We start from the raw sequence: 15,298 nt of genomic DNA, 5'->3' as shown, positions 1-15,298 counted from the left end.
CAAATTGCATCTGCATCGTACGGATATGCGCGGCAAGATAAATACCACCCATTGGATGGTCGCACGATCAATCGCCAATGATTCTTCGGATAGTGTCAAACGGATCGTGCCTATGTTCCGATACCCCGTTGTTTCGCGTCGATCTATTTTGGGAACTAGCCTTCATTCGCTGACGATACCATTGCTGTCCGGCACAGGATTGGTTGGCATTTCTGCCTGTCGTGCGGAAACACCCAAAGAGCGTGCGTTGGTTGCGGATACGCCCCCTGACGATCATCGGACGCTACAATCCATGCTCAACAAAGGAGGTATAATTACTCTCGATCGGACTTATTCGGTCGCTGATACTCTATATGTATCTGGCAATACGCATGTTCGCGGCATTAACAATGCACGGATTGTTTGGACCGGACCCACCAATCGATCCATCATCAGGGATACCAGCACCCGTACATCATCAATACGTAACCGAAACATCATTCTCGAAAATTTTGAAATTGACGGCGGTGATTTAGCTACGGGAGGAGCGGATCAATTCGCAATCGAGTTCTATCGGACCGGTAATGTCATCCTGCGACGGCTGATAATCCACGGTATTGGTGGATCTGGTGTTCGCTGGGGTAATAGCTATCTCGATACAACCGATATTCTTGTAGAAAATTGCACTATCTTTGATTGCAGACTTGGCGACGCTTTACAAGGCAGTGGGCGTCGAATAACTTTGCGAAATAATAATATCGGAACACAATTTTCCCGGAATAACTTTGGCGATACGGGAATAGCCTTGCTAATGGATTTTGATCGTATCAGCAATCCCGAAGGTCTATACTCCAGTCAAGTACACATTATCGGTAACCATATTCGGGGAAATCATCCAAGTTTTAATAATAGTAGAATATTTAACAAGGCTCAGACTGGTATTGCATGCGGACCTTTCAATACTAGTTTTCCGTCATTTATAAATATTGAAAGAAATCATATAGAAGACTGCTATGTCAATATATGGATATCTTCGATGAGAAAAATTATAATCTCTGATAATTTTCTAGAGCCTCATTACTCAAATCTAACGGGCAATGTTCGGTTAGATAATGTATCAGACACCGAAATATACCTTAACAAAATATATATTACGCATCTCGCTGACACCAACGAATCTAGTGCCATTACGATCCAATCCAGACGCAGCATCTATGGAAAATCCGTCTTCGATGGTGATGTTAGCAATATAAATATTTTTAGTAATACTATATTTGGCTACAAATCTTCTGGAATAAGATTCGAATTTGGCGAGAAAAATACAAACCCGCCGCATATATCGAAAATTGACGCTGTACACATAAATGGTAACTTTTTTATAGGAATAAGATATCCAGTTATTGTTGCTCCTGTTACTGGAGAAACACCGGATACATTTTCATATCTGAGTGTTACAAACAATTCTTCCGATATCGACACCGAAACATTCATAACGTTTTTAGGTAGAAAATCACAGTATCGTAAAATTGTGATCCATCAGAATGAAATTCCTAATCGTTCGACCCTAATGAGCGGCACAGGAACAAGTGTAGAATAGGAGTAGATATTCGTAGTTCGGTTGCGAAGGAGCGGCATTGCCAGTTGGTACCCGCACCGGTAGTTGAGCCGGTATGTTCGCGCACCTCCCCCTCCCCCAACTCATCCGCCCCAAACGCCACGGCGACGCCCGTGGCTGGTTCACCGAGGTCCATTCGGTGCCGGCTTTCGCCGCACTTGGCATCGACTGCACCTTCGTGCAGGACAACCACTCCTACTCCGCTCCGGCCTTCACCCTGCGCGGGCTACATTTTCAGACGCCGCCGCGCGGGCAAGACAAGCTCGTGCGCTGCATCCGGGGCCTCATCTTCGATGTCGCGGTGGACGTCCGCAAGGGATCGCCGACCTATGGCCAATGGGTCGGCGCGGAACTCAGCGCCGAAAACGGCCATCAGCTCTTCATCCCCATCGGCTTCGCGCATGGCTTCGTGACGCTCGAGGCCGATTGCGAAGTCACCTACAAATGCTCGGACACCTACGCCCCCGACCATGACGGTGGGATCGCGTGGGACAGCGTCGGCATCGATTGGCCGATCCCCGCCGACGTCACGCCCGAACTGAGCCCCAAGGACGGCCGCCAACCTACGCTCGCCGATTTCGACAGCCCGTTCGCCTATGACGGGCGTCCGCTGGCCCCGCTTTCCTGATAAGGACCGATCCCATGCGCATCTTCGTCACCGGCGGAGCCGGCTTCATCGGCTCGGCCTTGGTCCGCCATCTGATCGAGCATACGACCCACGACGTCCTGAACTTCGACAAGCTGACCTATGCCGGCACGCTGTCGACGGTCGAGCGGGTGGCGGACAGCGATCGGTACCAGTTCGTTCACGGCGACATCTGCGATGCCAAAGCGGTCCGCGCCGCGATCGCCGATTTTCGGCCCAACGTCATTACCCACCTCGCCGCCGAGAGCCATGTCGACCGCTCGATCGACGGGCCGGGCGCGTTCGTGCAGACCAATGTCGTCGGCACCTACACGATGCTGGCCGAGGCGCGCGTCTATTGGCTGAGCCTCGACGAGGAGGCGCGCAAGGCGTTCCGCTTCCATCATATCTCGACCGACGAGGTGTACGGCACGCTCGGCGATACCGGCCTGTTCACCGAAGACACGCCTTATGACCCTCGCTCGCCCTATTCGGCGTCGAAGGCGGGCAGCGACCATCTGGTCAGCGCCTGGGGCCATACTTTCGGCCTGCCGGTGCTCATCACCAACTGCTCGAACAATTACGGGCCCTATCATTTCCCCGAAAAGCTGATCCCGCTGATGATCGCCAAGGCATTGGATGGCGAGCCGCTTCCCATTTACGGCAAGGGCGACCAGGTCCGCGACTGGCTGTATGTCGAGGACCATGTCCGCGCGTTGCAGGCGGTGTTCGAACGCGGCGAGCCCGGCCGGACGTACAATGTCGGCGGCCATAACGAGCGGCAGAATATCGAGGTGGTGCGGACGCTCTGCGCGATCCTCGACGAACTCAGGCCCCGCGCCGACGGCAAGCCGTACGCCGAGCAGATGACCGAGGTCGCCGACCGCCCCGGCCACGACAAGCGCTATGCGATCGACGCATCGCGCATCGGGGCCGAACTGGGCTGGACGCCCGCCGAAACCTTCGAGACCGGCATCCGCAAGACGGTCGAATGGTATCTCGCGAACGAGGATTGGTGGCGTCCGCTGGTCGCCGCCAAGGCCGCCGAGCGGCGCGGGGTCGCGTGATGCCGCGTCGACCTGTCGACATGTCGGGTGCGCTGTGAAGCAGATTCTCGTTACCGGCGCCAATGGGCAATTGGGCCGCGAACTGGCGCGCATTACCTACCCCGATGGCTATGAAGTCGTCGCGCTCGACCGGGCCGCCCTCGACCTGACCGATCCGGCGGCGATCGCACGCGTGGTCGCCGAGCGCGACTGGGCGGCGGTCATCAACGGTGCCGCCTATACCGCGGTCGACAAGGCCGAAAGCGACGTCGTCAGCGCGTGGCAAGTCAATGCGCTGGCCCCCGCCGCCTTCGCGCAAGCCTGTGCGGCCGCCGGCACTCCGCTGGTGCAGGTGTCGACCGATTACGTCTTCGCCGGCAACCGGCAAGGCGCATGGGAGGTGACCGATCCCGTCGCCCCCTTGGGCGTCTATGGCGCGTCGAAGCTCGGCGGCGAACTCGCGGTCCGCACCAGCGGCGCGCGTCATGCCATCATCCGCACCGCATGGGTCGTGTCGGCGCACGGCCATAATTTCGTGAAGACGATGCTGCGCGTCGCAGCCACCCGGCCCACGCTGTCGGTGGTCGACGACCAGGTCGGCAGCCCGACCAGCGCCGCCGATCTAGCGAGCACGCTGCTGACCATTGCCATCCGCCTCACCGAGGATGCTGATGCGCCGACCGGCACCTTCCATTTCAGCAACGCCGGCGCGGTCAGCTGGGCCGGTTTCGCACGCGAAATCTTCGCGCAATCGGCGGCACGCGGCGGGGCATCGGCCGAGGTCGCGCCGATCCCGAGCAGCGACTATCCGACCCCGGCGAAGCGCCCGGCCAACTCGCTGCTGAGCCACGACGCCATCCGCGCCGCCTATGGCATCGAACCGCGTGGCTGGCAGGCGGCGCTCAGCGACATTCTCGACGAACTGATCGGACATGCAGCATGAAGGGCATCATCCTCGCCGGCGGCTCGGGCACGCGGCTTCACCCGGCGACGCTGGCGGTGAACAAGCAGCTGCTGCCCGTCTATGACAAGCCGATGATCTATTATCCGCTGAGCGTGCTGATGCTGGCGGGCATCCGTGACATCCTCATCATCTCGTCGCCCGAGTTCCTCGGCAATTACCAGCGTCTGTTCGGCGACGGATCAGCGTTTGGCCTGACCATGTCCTATGCCGAACAGCCCAGCCCCGATGGCCTCGCCCAGGCGTTCACCATCGGCGCGGACTTCATCGGCGACGATAACGTCGCGCTGGTGCTGGGCGACAATATCTTTTTCGGCGCACACCTGACCGACCTGCTCGCCAGCGCCGTCGCCCGGCCGACTGGCGCAACGGTGTTCAGCTACCGCGTCGAGGACCCGGAACGCTACGGCGTGGTCGAGTTCGGCGAAGGCGGCCGTGCGGTCAGCCTGGAAGAAAAGCCCGCGCAACCGAAGTCGAACCATGCGGTGACCGGCCTGTATTTCTACGACAACCGCGTCGTCGAATACGCCCGGAACCTGAAGCCCTCGGCGCGTGGCGAGCTGGAGATCACCGACCTCAACCGGCTCTATCTGGAAGCCGGGGACCTGTATGTGGAGCAAATGGGTCGTGGCTATGCATGGCTCGACACCGGCACCCATGACAGCCTGCTGGAAGCGGGCGAATTCGTGCGCACCCTGCAACACCGTCAGGGTGTGCAGGTCGCGTGTCTCGAGGAAATCGCGTTCGAGATGGGTTTCATCTCCGCGGAGCAGGCGCGCGAAGCTGGTGAGCGGTTCAAGAAGACCGCCTATGGCCGGGCGATCCTGAACGCAGTGGGCGGCCGCTAGTCCGATCCCGCCGGCCGCCGGATCGCGCCGGCGGTGACAAAACATGACGGACCGACTAGGACGGCGCTCCCCATCTCCCGGAAATTGTTCGTGCCGCCACTCGCCATCATTACCATGGTCTATAACGAGGCGGAGAAGCTGCCGATCTGGCTGCGGCATTATGCGCGGCAGGTCGGGCTGGCGCATTGCTACGTCATCGATCACGGGTCGAACGACGGTTCGACCGAGGCGCTCGGCGGCGCGAGCCGGATCGCGCTGCCGCGTTCTCCACAGGACAATGACCAGCGACTGGCGCTGGTCGCCGACCTGACCCGCGGGCTGCTGCGCTATTATCGCCGCGTCGCCTATGTCGACGCCGACGAACTACTGCTCGCCGATCCGGCGCGTTACAGCGACCTCAACGATTATGCCGAACGGATGACCGCCGATGCGGTCACCTCGATCGGGCTGGAGATCGTCCACGCCGCAGGCGAAGCGCCGCTCGATTCCGCACGCGGGATCGGGGGTCAGCGCGGCAGCGCGATCTTTTCGTCGTCGATGTGCAAGACCAACATGGTCGGGCGTGCGGTCGCCTGGGCACCGGGCTGGCATGCGCACGACGCGGCACCGCGCTTCGACGACCTGTACCTGTTCCACCTGCGCCACGCCGATCTCGATCAGGCGCTGCGGCGGCTCGCCATCACCCGGGCGATGCCCTGGGCCAGCGAAGCCGCCGGCCGGCACCAGCGCAACGACGACGACTGGATGCGCGGGGTGGTGAGCCACTTCGGCGGGCTACCGTTCGATCCCGAGGCCGGGGTCGCGCAGGCCGACGGGCCGGTCGCGCGCGCGTTGCAGGCGTTCGTGGCGGACGCCGCGCCCGGTGCGACCCCGGCGCAACCCTGGTCGGTGCCGCTGGCCCGCTATGGCCGGCCGCGCGTCGCGATCGAACCGCGGTTTCGCGAGGCGCTGAACGCTTGATCTGGTTTATCTTTAAGCAATCTTTACCATCGCCGTTTACCCCCTGGCCCATCGCATCGCTGCCGAAGGGGCAAGACACACGTGGCACGCAGCAAGCCGTCGAGGCTCAGTACGATCCGGCCGGACCATAAGCCGGCGATCGGCGTGCCGGCTTCTCCGCCCGCGACCGCACGCTGCATCGGACGGGTGGAATCGATCGAGACGGGCGATGGCTTCCTCGTCGTCACCGGTTGGGCGACCGATGCCGGGGGGCAGCCGGTCGATACCGGGCTGGCGATCGAGATCGGCACCGAACACCACGCCGTCGCCGGGCTGTTCCCGCGCGCCGACCTGAAGGCCGAGGGCGTGTCGGACGGAGCCTGTGCCTTCTGCATCGACATCGCGCATGCCGGCACGCTGCCGCGCGTGCGGCTGCTGGCGGGCGAACGCGAACTCTGGTCGAGCATGCGCCATGCCGCGAACGTCCGCGCCTTCCGCCCCACGGCATCGTTCGATCGGGTCGATGGAGACACGGTGTCGGGTTGGATATTTGACCCGGCGCTATGGCATGGCAGCGGCGCGGCGCAGGCGCTGAAGCTGCGGATTGGCGATCGGCGATACCCGGTCGCCGTCGATGCGCGCCGCACCGACCTGCCCTTTTCCGCCGCGCGCGAAGGGCGCTGCCTCGGTTTCCGGGTGGCACTGGATGCGCTGGCGACGGCCGACCACGGCATCGGCAGCGACATACCGGTGACCCTGTCGGCGCAGGGCCACGACCTTGCCACGGCGTTGCTGCACGTGACCGCGCGCCCCGCCCCCCGCCCCCCGGCCAAGCCGGTCGGCGTGCCGGACGGGTTCGTCGATTTCCATGGCTGGTCCGCCGGGTTGAACGGGTGGCTGTTCGGAGGCTGGATCCGCAACGACGCGTCGGGCGGCACGTCGCCGACCCAGGCGCAGCTCGACCATGACGGCGCGACCGAGCAACCGGTGCTGCTGCTTACCTATCCGCGCGCCGACGTGGCCGCGATCGGGCAGGGCATCCTCGCCTTCGTGCCCGGTGGTGTCGGCGAGACGGGCGACTGCATCCGCCTCGCGATCGACGACGGACAGCGACTGGCGCTCAAGATATCCGAGACCACGCAGCGGCTGAACGATCTGGAAGCGGTGCGGACGGTGCGCGCGATCGTGCGCGATCTGCCGCACGCAGTCGACAGCGCACTCGTCCACGCGGTATCGCGCCCGGTCTATGAGGGCGTCGACACGCTGACCCCGCTGAACCGCCCGGTGTTCGTCGAAGTGGACGAGATCGTCCGTGGCGGGGCCGACGGGGTCATGCTGATCGGGTGGCGGGTCGACCCGACCCGATCGGTCGCGACGATCCGCGTCCGTTCGGGCGCGCTCGCCTCCGCGCCGCTCGGCGAACGCTGGCTGAGCGTCGACCGCCCCGACATTCGCGACACGCTGGGCCGGCGTTTCGACCTCGACCATGCCGGCTTCGGCTTTCATGCCTATGCCGCGATCCCCGGCTACGATCCGGCGCACCTTTATCTCGAGATCACGCTGACCGACGGCACGGTGGCGTTCAAGCCGCTGCCGGTCGCGACGCGCGCCGGGCGCGGCGGCATCGTCCGCCTGCTGTCGGGGATGACGGTGACCGCCGACAATGTCCGCCATATGTGCGGGCAGGTGCTGGGCCCGGCGGTGGTCGGCATCAACCGCGAACGGATCGCCGCTAGCGGCAAGCCGGCGGTGATGGCGCTCGGTACGCTGCCGCCGCGCCCGCGCTGTTCGGTGGTCGTGCCGCTCTATGGCCGGCTCGATTTCATGATGTACCAGATGGCGTTGCTGTCGGAGGCGGGGCTGGCGCGCGACGAGCTGGTCTATGTCCTCGACCAGCCCGAACGCAGGGCCGAGTTCCTCGATCTCGCCCGCTCCTGCCACCGCCGCTTCGCCATGCCGGCGCGCCTGGTGCTGCCGCCCGAGAATCTGGGTTTTGCGGGCGCCAGCAACGCGGGCATGACCGCCGGTGCCGGCGACTATGTCTGCTTCCTCAATTCGGACGTCGTGCCGATCACCCCCGACTGGCTCGACCGGTTGGTGGCGGCGATGGAGGCCGATCCGGGCATCGGCATCCTCGGTGCGCAATTATTGTTCGAGGACGGCACGCTGCAGCATGGCGGCATGGCGGTGCAGCGACTGGCGAGCTTTGGTAACATGCCCTTTCCCTATCATCCCGGCAAAGGTCGATTGCCGGCCACGGGCGATACCGTGCGCGACGTGCCGCTGGTGACCGGCGCACTGATGCTGATGCGGCGGACGCTGGCCGAGGAACTGGGCGGGTTCGACACCGATTATGTGGTGGGCGACTTCGAGGATGCCGATCTCTGCATGAAGGTACGCGCACGCGGCCTGCGCTGCGCGGTGCATGACGGCGTCCGCCTCTATCACCTCGAACGACAGAGCCAGGGCAGCGCTGCACAGGCATGGCGGCAGAATCTGACGCTGGTCAACGCCTGCACCTTTGCCGAACGCTGGGATGCCGCGCTAGCCGATATTCCGGTCGAAGACGAACTGACGGTGCTGGCATGACCCGTTCGATGAAATCCGCCGCCGTGGCGATTGCGGCGCCCGGCGCACCTGCGGCGGAAACCCGCGTGCTGGTGATGTCGCACATGGACCCGCGCGTGTCGAAGGGCGGGGCGGAGATCGCCGCGTTCCAGCTGCACGAGGAGCTGTGCCGCCGGTCGGGCTATCGCTCCTTCTTCCTGTCGTGCGCGCCGGGCAAGATCGAACGCCGCGACGGCGTGGTGTTCGGCCAGCCCTTCGGCCCCGACAATTTCGTCTATACGATGCGCGGGTTCGATCATTTCCTCCATTCGAACCCGGATGGCGAGACGGTGGCCGAACTGACGGCGCTGCTGCACGAAATCCGGCCCGACGTGGTGCACATGCACCATTATACCAATTTCGGGCTGGAGATGCTGCTGACCGTCCGCCGGGCGCTGCCCGAGGCGCGGATCGTCGTGACGCTCCACGAATATCTCGCCATCTGCAACCATTTCGGCCAGATGGTGAAGCGCGGCAGCTTCGCGCTCTGCCAGAAATCGGGCCCGCGCGAATGCCATGGCTGTTTCCCGGACATCAGCCCGCAGGACTTTTTCCTGCGCGAACTGTTCATCAAACGCTTCTTCCGCCTGGTCGACCGGTTCGTGGCGCCCAGCGCATTTCTGGCCGAACGCTATATCGCCTGGGGCATTCCGCGCGAGCGGATCAGCGTCGTTGAAAACGGCATTCCCGATCCCGACCGGCGCGGGCAGCTTCCCTATCCACCGCTCGACCGCGGCATCACCTTCGGCTTTTTCGGCCAGATTTCGCGGCTGAAGGGGTTCAACGTCCTGCTCGACGCTGCAGCCCAGCTCGACAGCGACGACGATGCCGATATCCGGATCGAGGTGCATGGCGACTATTCGTCGCAGCCCGAGGATTTCCAGCGCGAGGTGCGCGAACGTCTGCTCACCGCGCCGCGCAATCTGCGATACATGGGACCGTACGACAACAGCCGCGTCGACACGCTGATGCAGTCGGTCCATGCGGTGCTGGTACCCTCGATCTGGTGGGAAAATTCGCCGCTGGTGATCCAGGAAGCCCTCGCCAATCGCCGGCCGGTGCTGTGTTCGGACATCGGCGGCATGGCCGAAAAGGTCCGCGACGGGGTGGACGGCTTCCACTTCCAGGCCGGCAGCGGCGCCAGCCTTGCCGCGCTGCTGCGCCGTTTGGCCGCGGACCGGGGATTGCTGGCGGGGGTGCGGGGGACGATGGCGACCCCGCCGACGGTATTGGAGACGGCGGACCGAATGACGGCGATATATGGAAATTAGGGTTTGACCCAACCCTGTAGAACCGGACGCCATCCCAGCGCAGGCTAGGGCCGGTGACGGCAGGGGACGGGAAGCCCCAGCCTTTGCTTGGGCGACGTTTCGATTGGGATTTATCTACCCGGCACGGTGCCGATAAAACGCTCGACCGTCTGGCATATCACCAGATCCGGTCCGATCTTTTCGATCAGGTCGAGATCGATCGATGAGGACCAGACGAAGATGGTCTCGCGGAACATGCGCGCCATCCACCATGACAGCGTGAGCGAACCCTCGCCTCTCTCGAAGATCGAGTTTCCGAAGATCATGATCTTCTGGTCCGACGGACTTTGTTCGTTGGTCCAGTGCCGGATGGTGCCTGTATGACCGTCCTCGGGGGTATGCGCGTTGATCAGGGTGGTATGTTGTTGGGCGAATGGCCAGGATTCGGGAAGCGGATGTTCAACCGTTTCCACGATCTCCCCGATAGCGAACTTGTTGCCGAGGTCGCCCGGCGACAGCCGGGGCTCGAGAACCGGTCGACCGATTGGGTCCGCTCCCGGCTTTGCCCAACGCAGGATCGCATTGGCCATCGCTTCGACACCGAAGAAGTTGAGATGGGTATCGACCTTGCGGAACGGCGACAGTCCCCTTTGCCGATACAGGTCGTCAAACAACCGGTAGACATCGAGGTAGAAAGCGTCCCAGGCGTGCGCTTTGTTGATCGCTTCCAGTAACGGCGTCGCACCCGCCATAGTGTCGGGATGCAACCGCCCGAGAATCGACTGCTTCTCCGGAACGATGCACTGCAGATATCTGCACCCCATGGATTGCAGCGTTTTCGACCGACGATCGATCAGGTCGTCCCATGCGTTCGCGAGATCGGAGCAATCGGTCATCCGGTATAGGCGACCCAGATTGTTCGATCCGCCGTCGAGAAACAGATAGCCGTCCCTTCCGACCACGGTCGAATGGTCGAACGCCAGCGTCCCCACTTCGACGGGAAGCGCGACGATTTCACGATCGACCGTGTGCGCGACGGATCGGGCCGGGTCGAGAAGCGTCCCGATCAGCCGCGCGCGCTGCTGGGGATCGAAATCGGCGGACCGATTGCCGATCACCACGGCGATGACCTGGGCGACCAGCTTGTCCCAGACCGGCAGGTCCGTTGCGCCGGCAACCCCTGTCGCAACGGCCTTGGCGGTTCCAAAGGCTATGGACAGGGCGGCGGCCTCTTCGTCAAAGAAGATGCGAAACCCGAAATCGATCGTCGCATGCACGTCGGAACGGATGTGGCGTGCGATCTCGGCGGCCTCGACGCCTTGCACCTCAAACGCGTCGACCGGAAATCTTTCGCCGTCGCGTAATTCATACGCCCAGCCCGACAGCGCATAGCGCCCGTTCAGACAGGCGAAACCGTCGATAGCACCGCTGATCATCGATTCATTCCCTACGATGCCTTCGACGTGCACGCTGCCACGAGCGCTGCGAAATCGACCTGGCGGAGATTTGCGTTCAGCAACGGCAGGACCTCGCTGCCTGCCCCCGCCAGCAGGCTGGTCTGCTCGACAGCCTGGGCCGCAGGCGGCGTGAACCGGTTGAGGATCGAGGTGACATAGATCTTCGCATCGGATGCCAGCGTCACCGTATCGTGCCGGTACTGTTCGAGGAAATCCCTGATCTCCCCCCGGTCGACCAGCTGCTCCGGCAGGACGCCCTTCGTACGCAGATGCTTGATCGCGCGTTTCTCGACGATGCGCGGATCCAGGTTGCGCGCATGGATGATGAAGATCTTTCCGAAGGATTCCTGCCCCATCTGTCCGGCCACTTCCGGAACATGGAGATTATGCCCGAGATGCGACAGGCGCTGCACGACCGATGTCGCGATCACCGCCTTGCCCGCGACGGTTCCCTGCGCAAGGTCCCTTGGACCTATGGCGAGTTCGGTTTCTACGGACCAATCCAGCGCGCCGTCCACCTCCGGAATGACTGTCTGCGCGTTCAGCCATGTCCCGGCGAAAACGGCTTCGTCGGAGCATTGCAGCAGCGGCACGACCGCGTCCGCGGACAGGACGCCGTCATCGGCAGCGAACAGAAACTCGTCGGCGTCGAGAATGGTCACATAGCGGGCATTTGCGCAGATCAGATTGTAGAGATCGATATTCGCATGCGGATTATGGATCGTATTATAATGGTTCGGGTATGACAGAACGATCATTTTACGGGCGTGGCGTGCGATCTTCGCCAGATATTCCGGGTCCTGCGAACCGCAATCGAGAATGACGATATTCTCGTACCCGACGATAGCGGCATGATGGTTGACCCATTTGTCGATGAGTTCGGGCTCGTCCTTGACCTTCAGGATGATCTTGAGCGTGGTGTTGCCGGTAGCGTTGTACGCAAGGCCGAGGCGGCGCCCGGCCGCGACCCAGTCGGCATATGCCTCGTCCGCGCTTCCGAAGGACAATCCCCGGGCGCGCGCATATATGCCCGCATCGAACCGCTCGGTAACATGCCGGATATCATAGCCCAGCAGACCGAATTGTCGTTGTTCCGGCCGATCGAGCAGATAGAAATAGGTGTCCGGTCGGGACATCTCAGGCTCGCTTCGCCTGCGCCCGAGACGCTGTAGCGTCTCTGCCGGGCCGGAATGAGGTTCCAGCATCGATGCATGATGCGCGATTATATCCGACAGCAGCGATCATCACCCGCATCCTCGAAACCCCCTGTTCATGACCGACGTTCATTCCAATCGACGTCCGCTTGCGCAATACACGCAACATGATTCCAAAATCTACCCGAACAGCCCCGTGAGCCGCGCATCCGCCACCCGCCCGTCGAACCCCGCCCTGGCCCGCACCGCATAGAGTGCGCGGTCCTCGGGCGACACGGCACCGGCTTCCTTGTCCCAGTCGACTTCGACCAGCATCGCCTGCGGATCGTGGCGCAGCGCGCCTGTCGCCATCGCCAGCACGGTCAGCTCGGTATCGGCATAATGGCTGCGATAGCCTGGATGGAACAGGTCGCCGGCATAGTTGCCGCGTGCCCAATCGGTGCGGACCATGCCGAACGCGGCCAGCGCACCCGCCCATTTGCCGTCGTGAAACGCCAGCAGCCCGCCCTGCCCGTCCTCCAGTGCGCGCACCCCATGCGCCAGCCATCCACGCCCTGCGAACGCATCCTGCGCGACATAGGCGACGAATGGCGCGGCCGTGCGGCGAAAGGCGGCGTTGGCGACCGCGATGAACCCGCGCCGCCGGTCGTCGGCGACGCAGGCCACGCTGACCGGCGTACCCGCGCGGCGGGCCAGCTGCACCGCCGATCGCTTCGCCGCCGCCGCGTCAATATACGGCATCACCACCAGCGGCCGGTCGTCGCGACCGATCCGCGCCGGCAACGCCTCGGCGCTGGCGAACACGACCTCTGCGACGGGAACGGCGTCGTCAGGCAAAGCGGATCTCGCCCGGCGTCACTTGGCGCAGATAGCGCTGCGCCCATCCCCGGCCATGCTGCTGCTGGAGGTACAGGCTGCGATAATTGACCCAGCACGCCGCCAGCCACGACGAACGGTCGCGACAGGCCTGATCCTTCATCTCGCGCAGCAGCTTCTGATGGACGTTCAGCTCGTCCTCGGGGATCGGTAGCGGCAGTTTGAACCCCGACAGATGCGCGCCGGCGGTACGCAGGAACAGCGGGAACAGCCGCTCGACGATGAAGGGCATATAGGTGCAGCCCTTGTGCACCATGCGATCGTCGGCGGCGGTGCTGTGCAGCGCGGCCTTATCCTCGGCCGACAGATTGGCGTCGGCGCGGCGGATCGCCCCACGCACGAACGGCAGATAGGCCGACCAGAAGGCCGGCGTGCCGACGAAATAATTGGCGGTGGAATAATGCGCCGACGGCTCGATCGCATCCACCGTCTCCCCCGGTAGCCCCGCCGCGACCAGAAAGGCACGCGACAGCTCCACGAAACGCGGATGCGCGGTTTCGCCCTGTACCCACAGATTGTGGTAGATACCCTCATGCTGCGGATGCGGGTTGCAGAAATAAACGTCGTGGCCGGGATTGGCTGCGATCAGGTCGAACAACTCGCCCCCGTCCAGCCCGGTCTTTTCGGTAAAGCGCCACGACAACGCGCCCCATAACGCCGCGCCCTGCACATGCGGCGAGATCGACAGCCGTTCGAACAGGTCGAATTCGAGATATTCGGTCGCCGGTCCCCGATTGTCGAGCGGGATGAAGCGCGGATCGCACACGCTGCGATGCCAATCCTCATAATGGATCTGGAAGATGCGCGGCGCCTCCTGCATCCCCTGATCGCGAACGTCCGGCATCGTTAACCACCTCGTGACCTCCGAGCGGTAGGGTGCGGCGATATGCAGACCACCTGCCCGGTCGAGGGACGTTAACCATGGAACTGATTGACAAACCGTCACCAACGCCGACGATCGGCTATCTGGGGGCGGTCGACGACGATCGGCAAGGACGGCTGAGCGGTTGGGCGATCACGCGGCAAGGCGATCCGTGTGAAGTCACGGCCACCGTCAACGGCCGCAGCTTCACCGCCGCATCCGAGCTGCCGCGTCCCGATCTTGCCAAGAAAGGCCAGTCGCGCGGTGCCGGCGGATGGCGGATCGAACTGGCCGACGCGCTGGCGCCGGGCGAGAACCGTGTCGACATCACCCTGCCCGACGGCACGCCACTGTCCGGCAGCCCGCGTATGGTGACGTGGACGCCCGCCCCGGCCGCCGCGCCCCGCCATCTGGGCGCGATCGACAGCGCCAATGCCCGGCTGTTGTCGGGCTGGGCGCTGACCGCGACCGGCGATCCGTGCGAGGTGACGATCACGATCGGCGATGACGATCCGGTGGCCGTGCGGTCGGAGGGGACGCGTGCCGACCTGGCGGCCAAGGGCATGTCGCGCGGCGCCGGGGGATGGCACTTGTTCCTCGAGGACCGGTTGATGCCGGGTTCGAACCGGGTGACGATCACCCTGCCCGACGGTTCGGCCATGCCCGGCAGCCCACTGACGATTGAGGGACCACCGGTCGCGGCGCCGGCGCCGCCCGAGACGGTCGCCCCACCCGCGCCGGCGGCAGCGCCCGCACCCGTGCCGGCGATCGCGGTCGTGACCGAACTGCCGCCGCGCCAGCGCCCGGCCATGCCGTCGCTGGCCGAGCTGGACGAATTGTCGCTCGACGATATCGCGCTGGCGGTCGCCAGTGGCCGGGTACGGGTCGACGCCCCGCCCCCGCCCGAACCGGTCGCGCCGCCGGTCGTGTCGGAACCCGGGCCGGAGGTCGCCGCGTCGCCACGGCGAAGCTGGGTAGGGCGGTTGCTCGGACGGTAGCTGCCGCCTCCCATCCCGTTCGCTTCGAGCGCAGGTTCTAGCTTGTCGAGAACCCGGCGCGCCGGGCGGGCGGCGCTAGAC

13 protein-coding genes are annotated in these 15,298 nt (G+C 63.5%); 9 read left to right on the top strand and 4 right to left on the bottom strand.

Translation table 11 applies throughout. From position 1 onward, the window contains the following. Positions 1 to 25: 25 nt before the first annotated feature. From ACTHQV_RS17135 to ACTHQV_RS17100, 8 genes are all read left to right on the top strand, one after another. Positions 26 to 1,576: a right-handed parallel beta-helix repeat-containing protein gene (locus ACTHQV_RS17135; protein ID WP_440491955.1), complete on the top strand. Its 1,551-nt coding sequence runs from the start codon at positions 26 to 28 to the stop codon at positions 1,574 to 1,576. A 73-nt stretch (positions 1,577 to 1,649) separates the two neighbouring features. Beyond that, positions 1,650 to 2,222 carry a dTDP-4-dehydrorhamnose 3,5-epimerase gene (gene rfbC, locus ACTHQV_RS17130; RefSeq protein ID WP_440491954.1) on the top strand — a complete coding sequence of 191 codons (573 nt, stop codon included), beginning with the start codon at positions 1,650 to 1,652 and terminating at the stop codon, positions 2,220 to 2,222. A gap of 14 nt (positions 2,223 to 2,236) precedes the next feature. Further along, positions 2,237 to 3,286: a dTDP-glucose 4,6-dehydratase gene (rfbB, locus tag ACTHQV_RS17125; protein WP_440491953.1), complete on the top strand. Its 1,050-nt coding sequence runs from the start codon at positions 2,237 to 2,239 to the stop codon at positions 3,284 to 3,286. Positions 3,287 to 3,320: 34 nt separating this feature from the next. After that, a complete protein-coding gene (gene rfbD, locus ACTHQV_RS17120; RefSeq protein WP_440491952.1) occupies positions 3,321 to 4,208 on the top strand; it encodes a dTDP-4-dehydrorhamnose reductase in 888 nt (295 codons plus the stop codon). Then, the gene (gene rfbA / locus ACTHQV_RS17115) at positions 4,205 to 5,074 is read left to right on the top strand and encodes a glucose-1-phosphate thymidylyltransferase RfbA (RefSeq protein WP_440491951.1); all 870 of its coding nucleotides are present in this window, start codon (positions 4,205 to 4,207) and stop codon (positions 5,072 to 5,074) included. Before rfbD ends, rfbA begins: the two co-directional genes overlap by 4 nt. Before the next feature lie 90 nt (positions 5,075 to 5,164). After that, complete coding sequence (locus ACTHQV_RS17110) at positions 5,165 to 6,034, top strand: glycosyltransferase family 2 protein (RefSeq protein ID WP_440491950.1); 870 nt, start codon at positions 5,165 to 5,167, stop codon at positions 6,032 to 6,034. 81 nt (positions 6,035 to 6,115) lie between these two features. Further along, positions 6,116 to 8,602, top strand: coding sequence for a glycosyltransferase (locus ACTHQV_RS17105; RefSeq protein ID WP_440491949.1), 2,487 nt, complete (start codon positions 6,116 to 6,118; stop codon positions 8,600 to 8,602). Further along, positions 8,599 to 9,891: a glycosyltransferase family 4 protein gene (locus ACTHQV_RS17100; protein ID WP_440491948.1), complete on the top strand. Its 1,293-nt coding sequence runs from the start codon at positions 8,599 to 8,601 to the stop codon at positions 9,889 to 9,891. Before ACTHQV_RS17105 ends, ACTHQV_RS17100 begins: the two co-directional genes overlap by 4 nt. A gap of 110 nt (positions 9,892 to 10,001) precedes the next feature. Here the strand turns inward: ACTHQV_RS17100 and ACTHQV_RS17095 are convergent, their stop codons facing one another. The 4 genes from ACTHQV_RS17095 to ACTHQV_RS17080 form a co-directional block, all read right to left on the bottom strand. Next, complete coding sequence (locus ACTHQV_RS17095) at positions 10,002 to 11,306, bottom strand: hypothetical protein (RefSeq protein WP_440491947.1); 1,305 nt, start codon at positions 11,304 to 11,306, stop codon at positions 10,002 to 10,004. A gap of 11 nt (positions 11,307 to 11,317) precedes the next feature. Further along, the gene (locus tag ACTHQV_RS17090) at positions 11,318 to 12,532 is read right to left on the bottom strand and encodes a glycosyltransferase family 2 protein (protein WP_440491946.1); all 1,215 of its coding nucleotides are present in this window, start codon (positions 12,530 to 12,532) and stop codon (positions 11,318 to 11,320) included. A gap of 129 nt (positions 12,533 to 12,661) precedes the next feature. Further along, positions 12,662 to 13,318 (bottom strand): hypothetical protein, encoded by a 657-nt coding sequence (locus tag ACTHQV_RS17085; RefSeq protein ID WP_440491945.1) that lies wholly within the window; start codon positions 13,316 to 13,318, stop codon positions 12,662 to 12,664. Beyond that, positions 13,311 to 14,201: a hypothetical protein gene (locus ACTHQV_RS17080; protein WP_440491944.1), complete on the bottom strand. Its 891-nt coding sequence runs from the start codon at positions 14,199 to 14,201 to the stop codon at positions 13,311 to 13,313. The genes ACTHQV_RS17085 and ACTHQV_RS17080 overlap by 8 nt, the downstream gene beginning before the upstream one ends. A gap of 77 nt (positions 14,202 to 14,278) precedes the next feature. Between ACTHQV_RS17080 and ACTHQV_RS17075 the strand changes: the two genes are divergently transcribed. Beyond that, entirely contained in the window at positions 14,279 to 15,217 is a 939-nt protein-coding gene (locus ACTHQV_RS17075) for a hypothetical protein (protein WP_440491943.1), read from the top strand. The last annotated feature ends 81 nt before the right edge of the window (positions 15,218 to 15,298 follow it).

The sequence above is a fragment of the Sphingomonas sp. SAFR-052 genome (assembly GCF_051965015.1).
GTDB lineage: Bacteria > Pseudomonadota > Alphaproteobacteria > Sphingomonadales > Sphingomonadaceae > Sphingomonas.
This window is presented reverse-complemented; position numbering and strand designations above follow the sequence as displayed.

Coding starts and splice junctions, on each gene's coding strand:
- rfbB (WP_440491953.1), top strand. CDS start 2,237: ATGCGCATCTTCGTCACCGGCGGAGCCGGCTTCATCGGCTCGGCCTTG.
- rfbC (WP_440491954.1), top strand. CDS start 1,650: ATGTTCGCGCACCTCCCCCTCCCCCAACTCATCCGCCCCAAACGCCAC.
- ACTHQV_RS17075 (WP_440491943.1), top strand. CDS start 14,279: ATGGAACTGATTGACAAACCGTCACCAACGCCGACGATCGGCTATCTG.
- rfbA (WP_440491951.1), top strand. CDS start 4,205: ATGAAGGGCATCATCCTCGCCGGCGGCTCGGGCACGCGGCTTCACCCG.
- ACTHQV_RS17095 (WP_440491947.1), bottom strand. CDS start 11,306: ATGATCAGCGGTGCTATCGACGGTTTCGCCTGTCTGAACGGGCGCTAT.
- ACTHQV_RS17090 (WP_440491946.1), bottom strand. CDS start 12,532: ATGCTGGAACCTCATTCCGGCCCGGCAGAGACGCTACAGCGTCTCGGG.
- ACTHQV_RS17135 (WP_440491955.1), top strand. CDS start 26: ATGCGCGGCAAGATAAATACCACCCATTGGATGGTCGCACGATCAATC.
- ACTHQV_RS17100 (WP_440491948.1), top strand. CDS start 8,599: ATGACCCGTTCGATGAAATCCGCCGCCGTGGCGATTGCGGCGCCCGGC.
- ACTHQV_RS17080 (WP_440491944.1), bottom strand. CDS start 14,201: ATGCCGGACGTTCGCGATCAGGGGATGCAGGAGGCGCCGCGCATCTTC.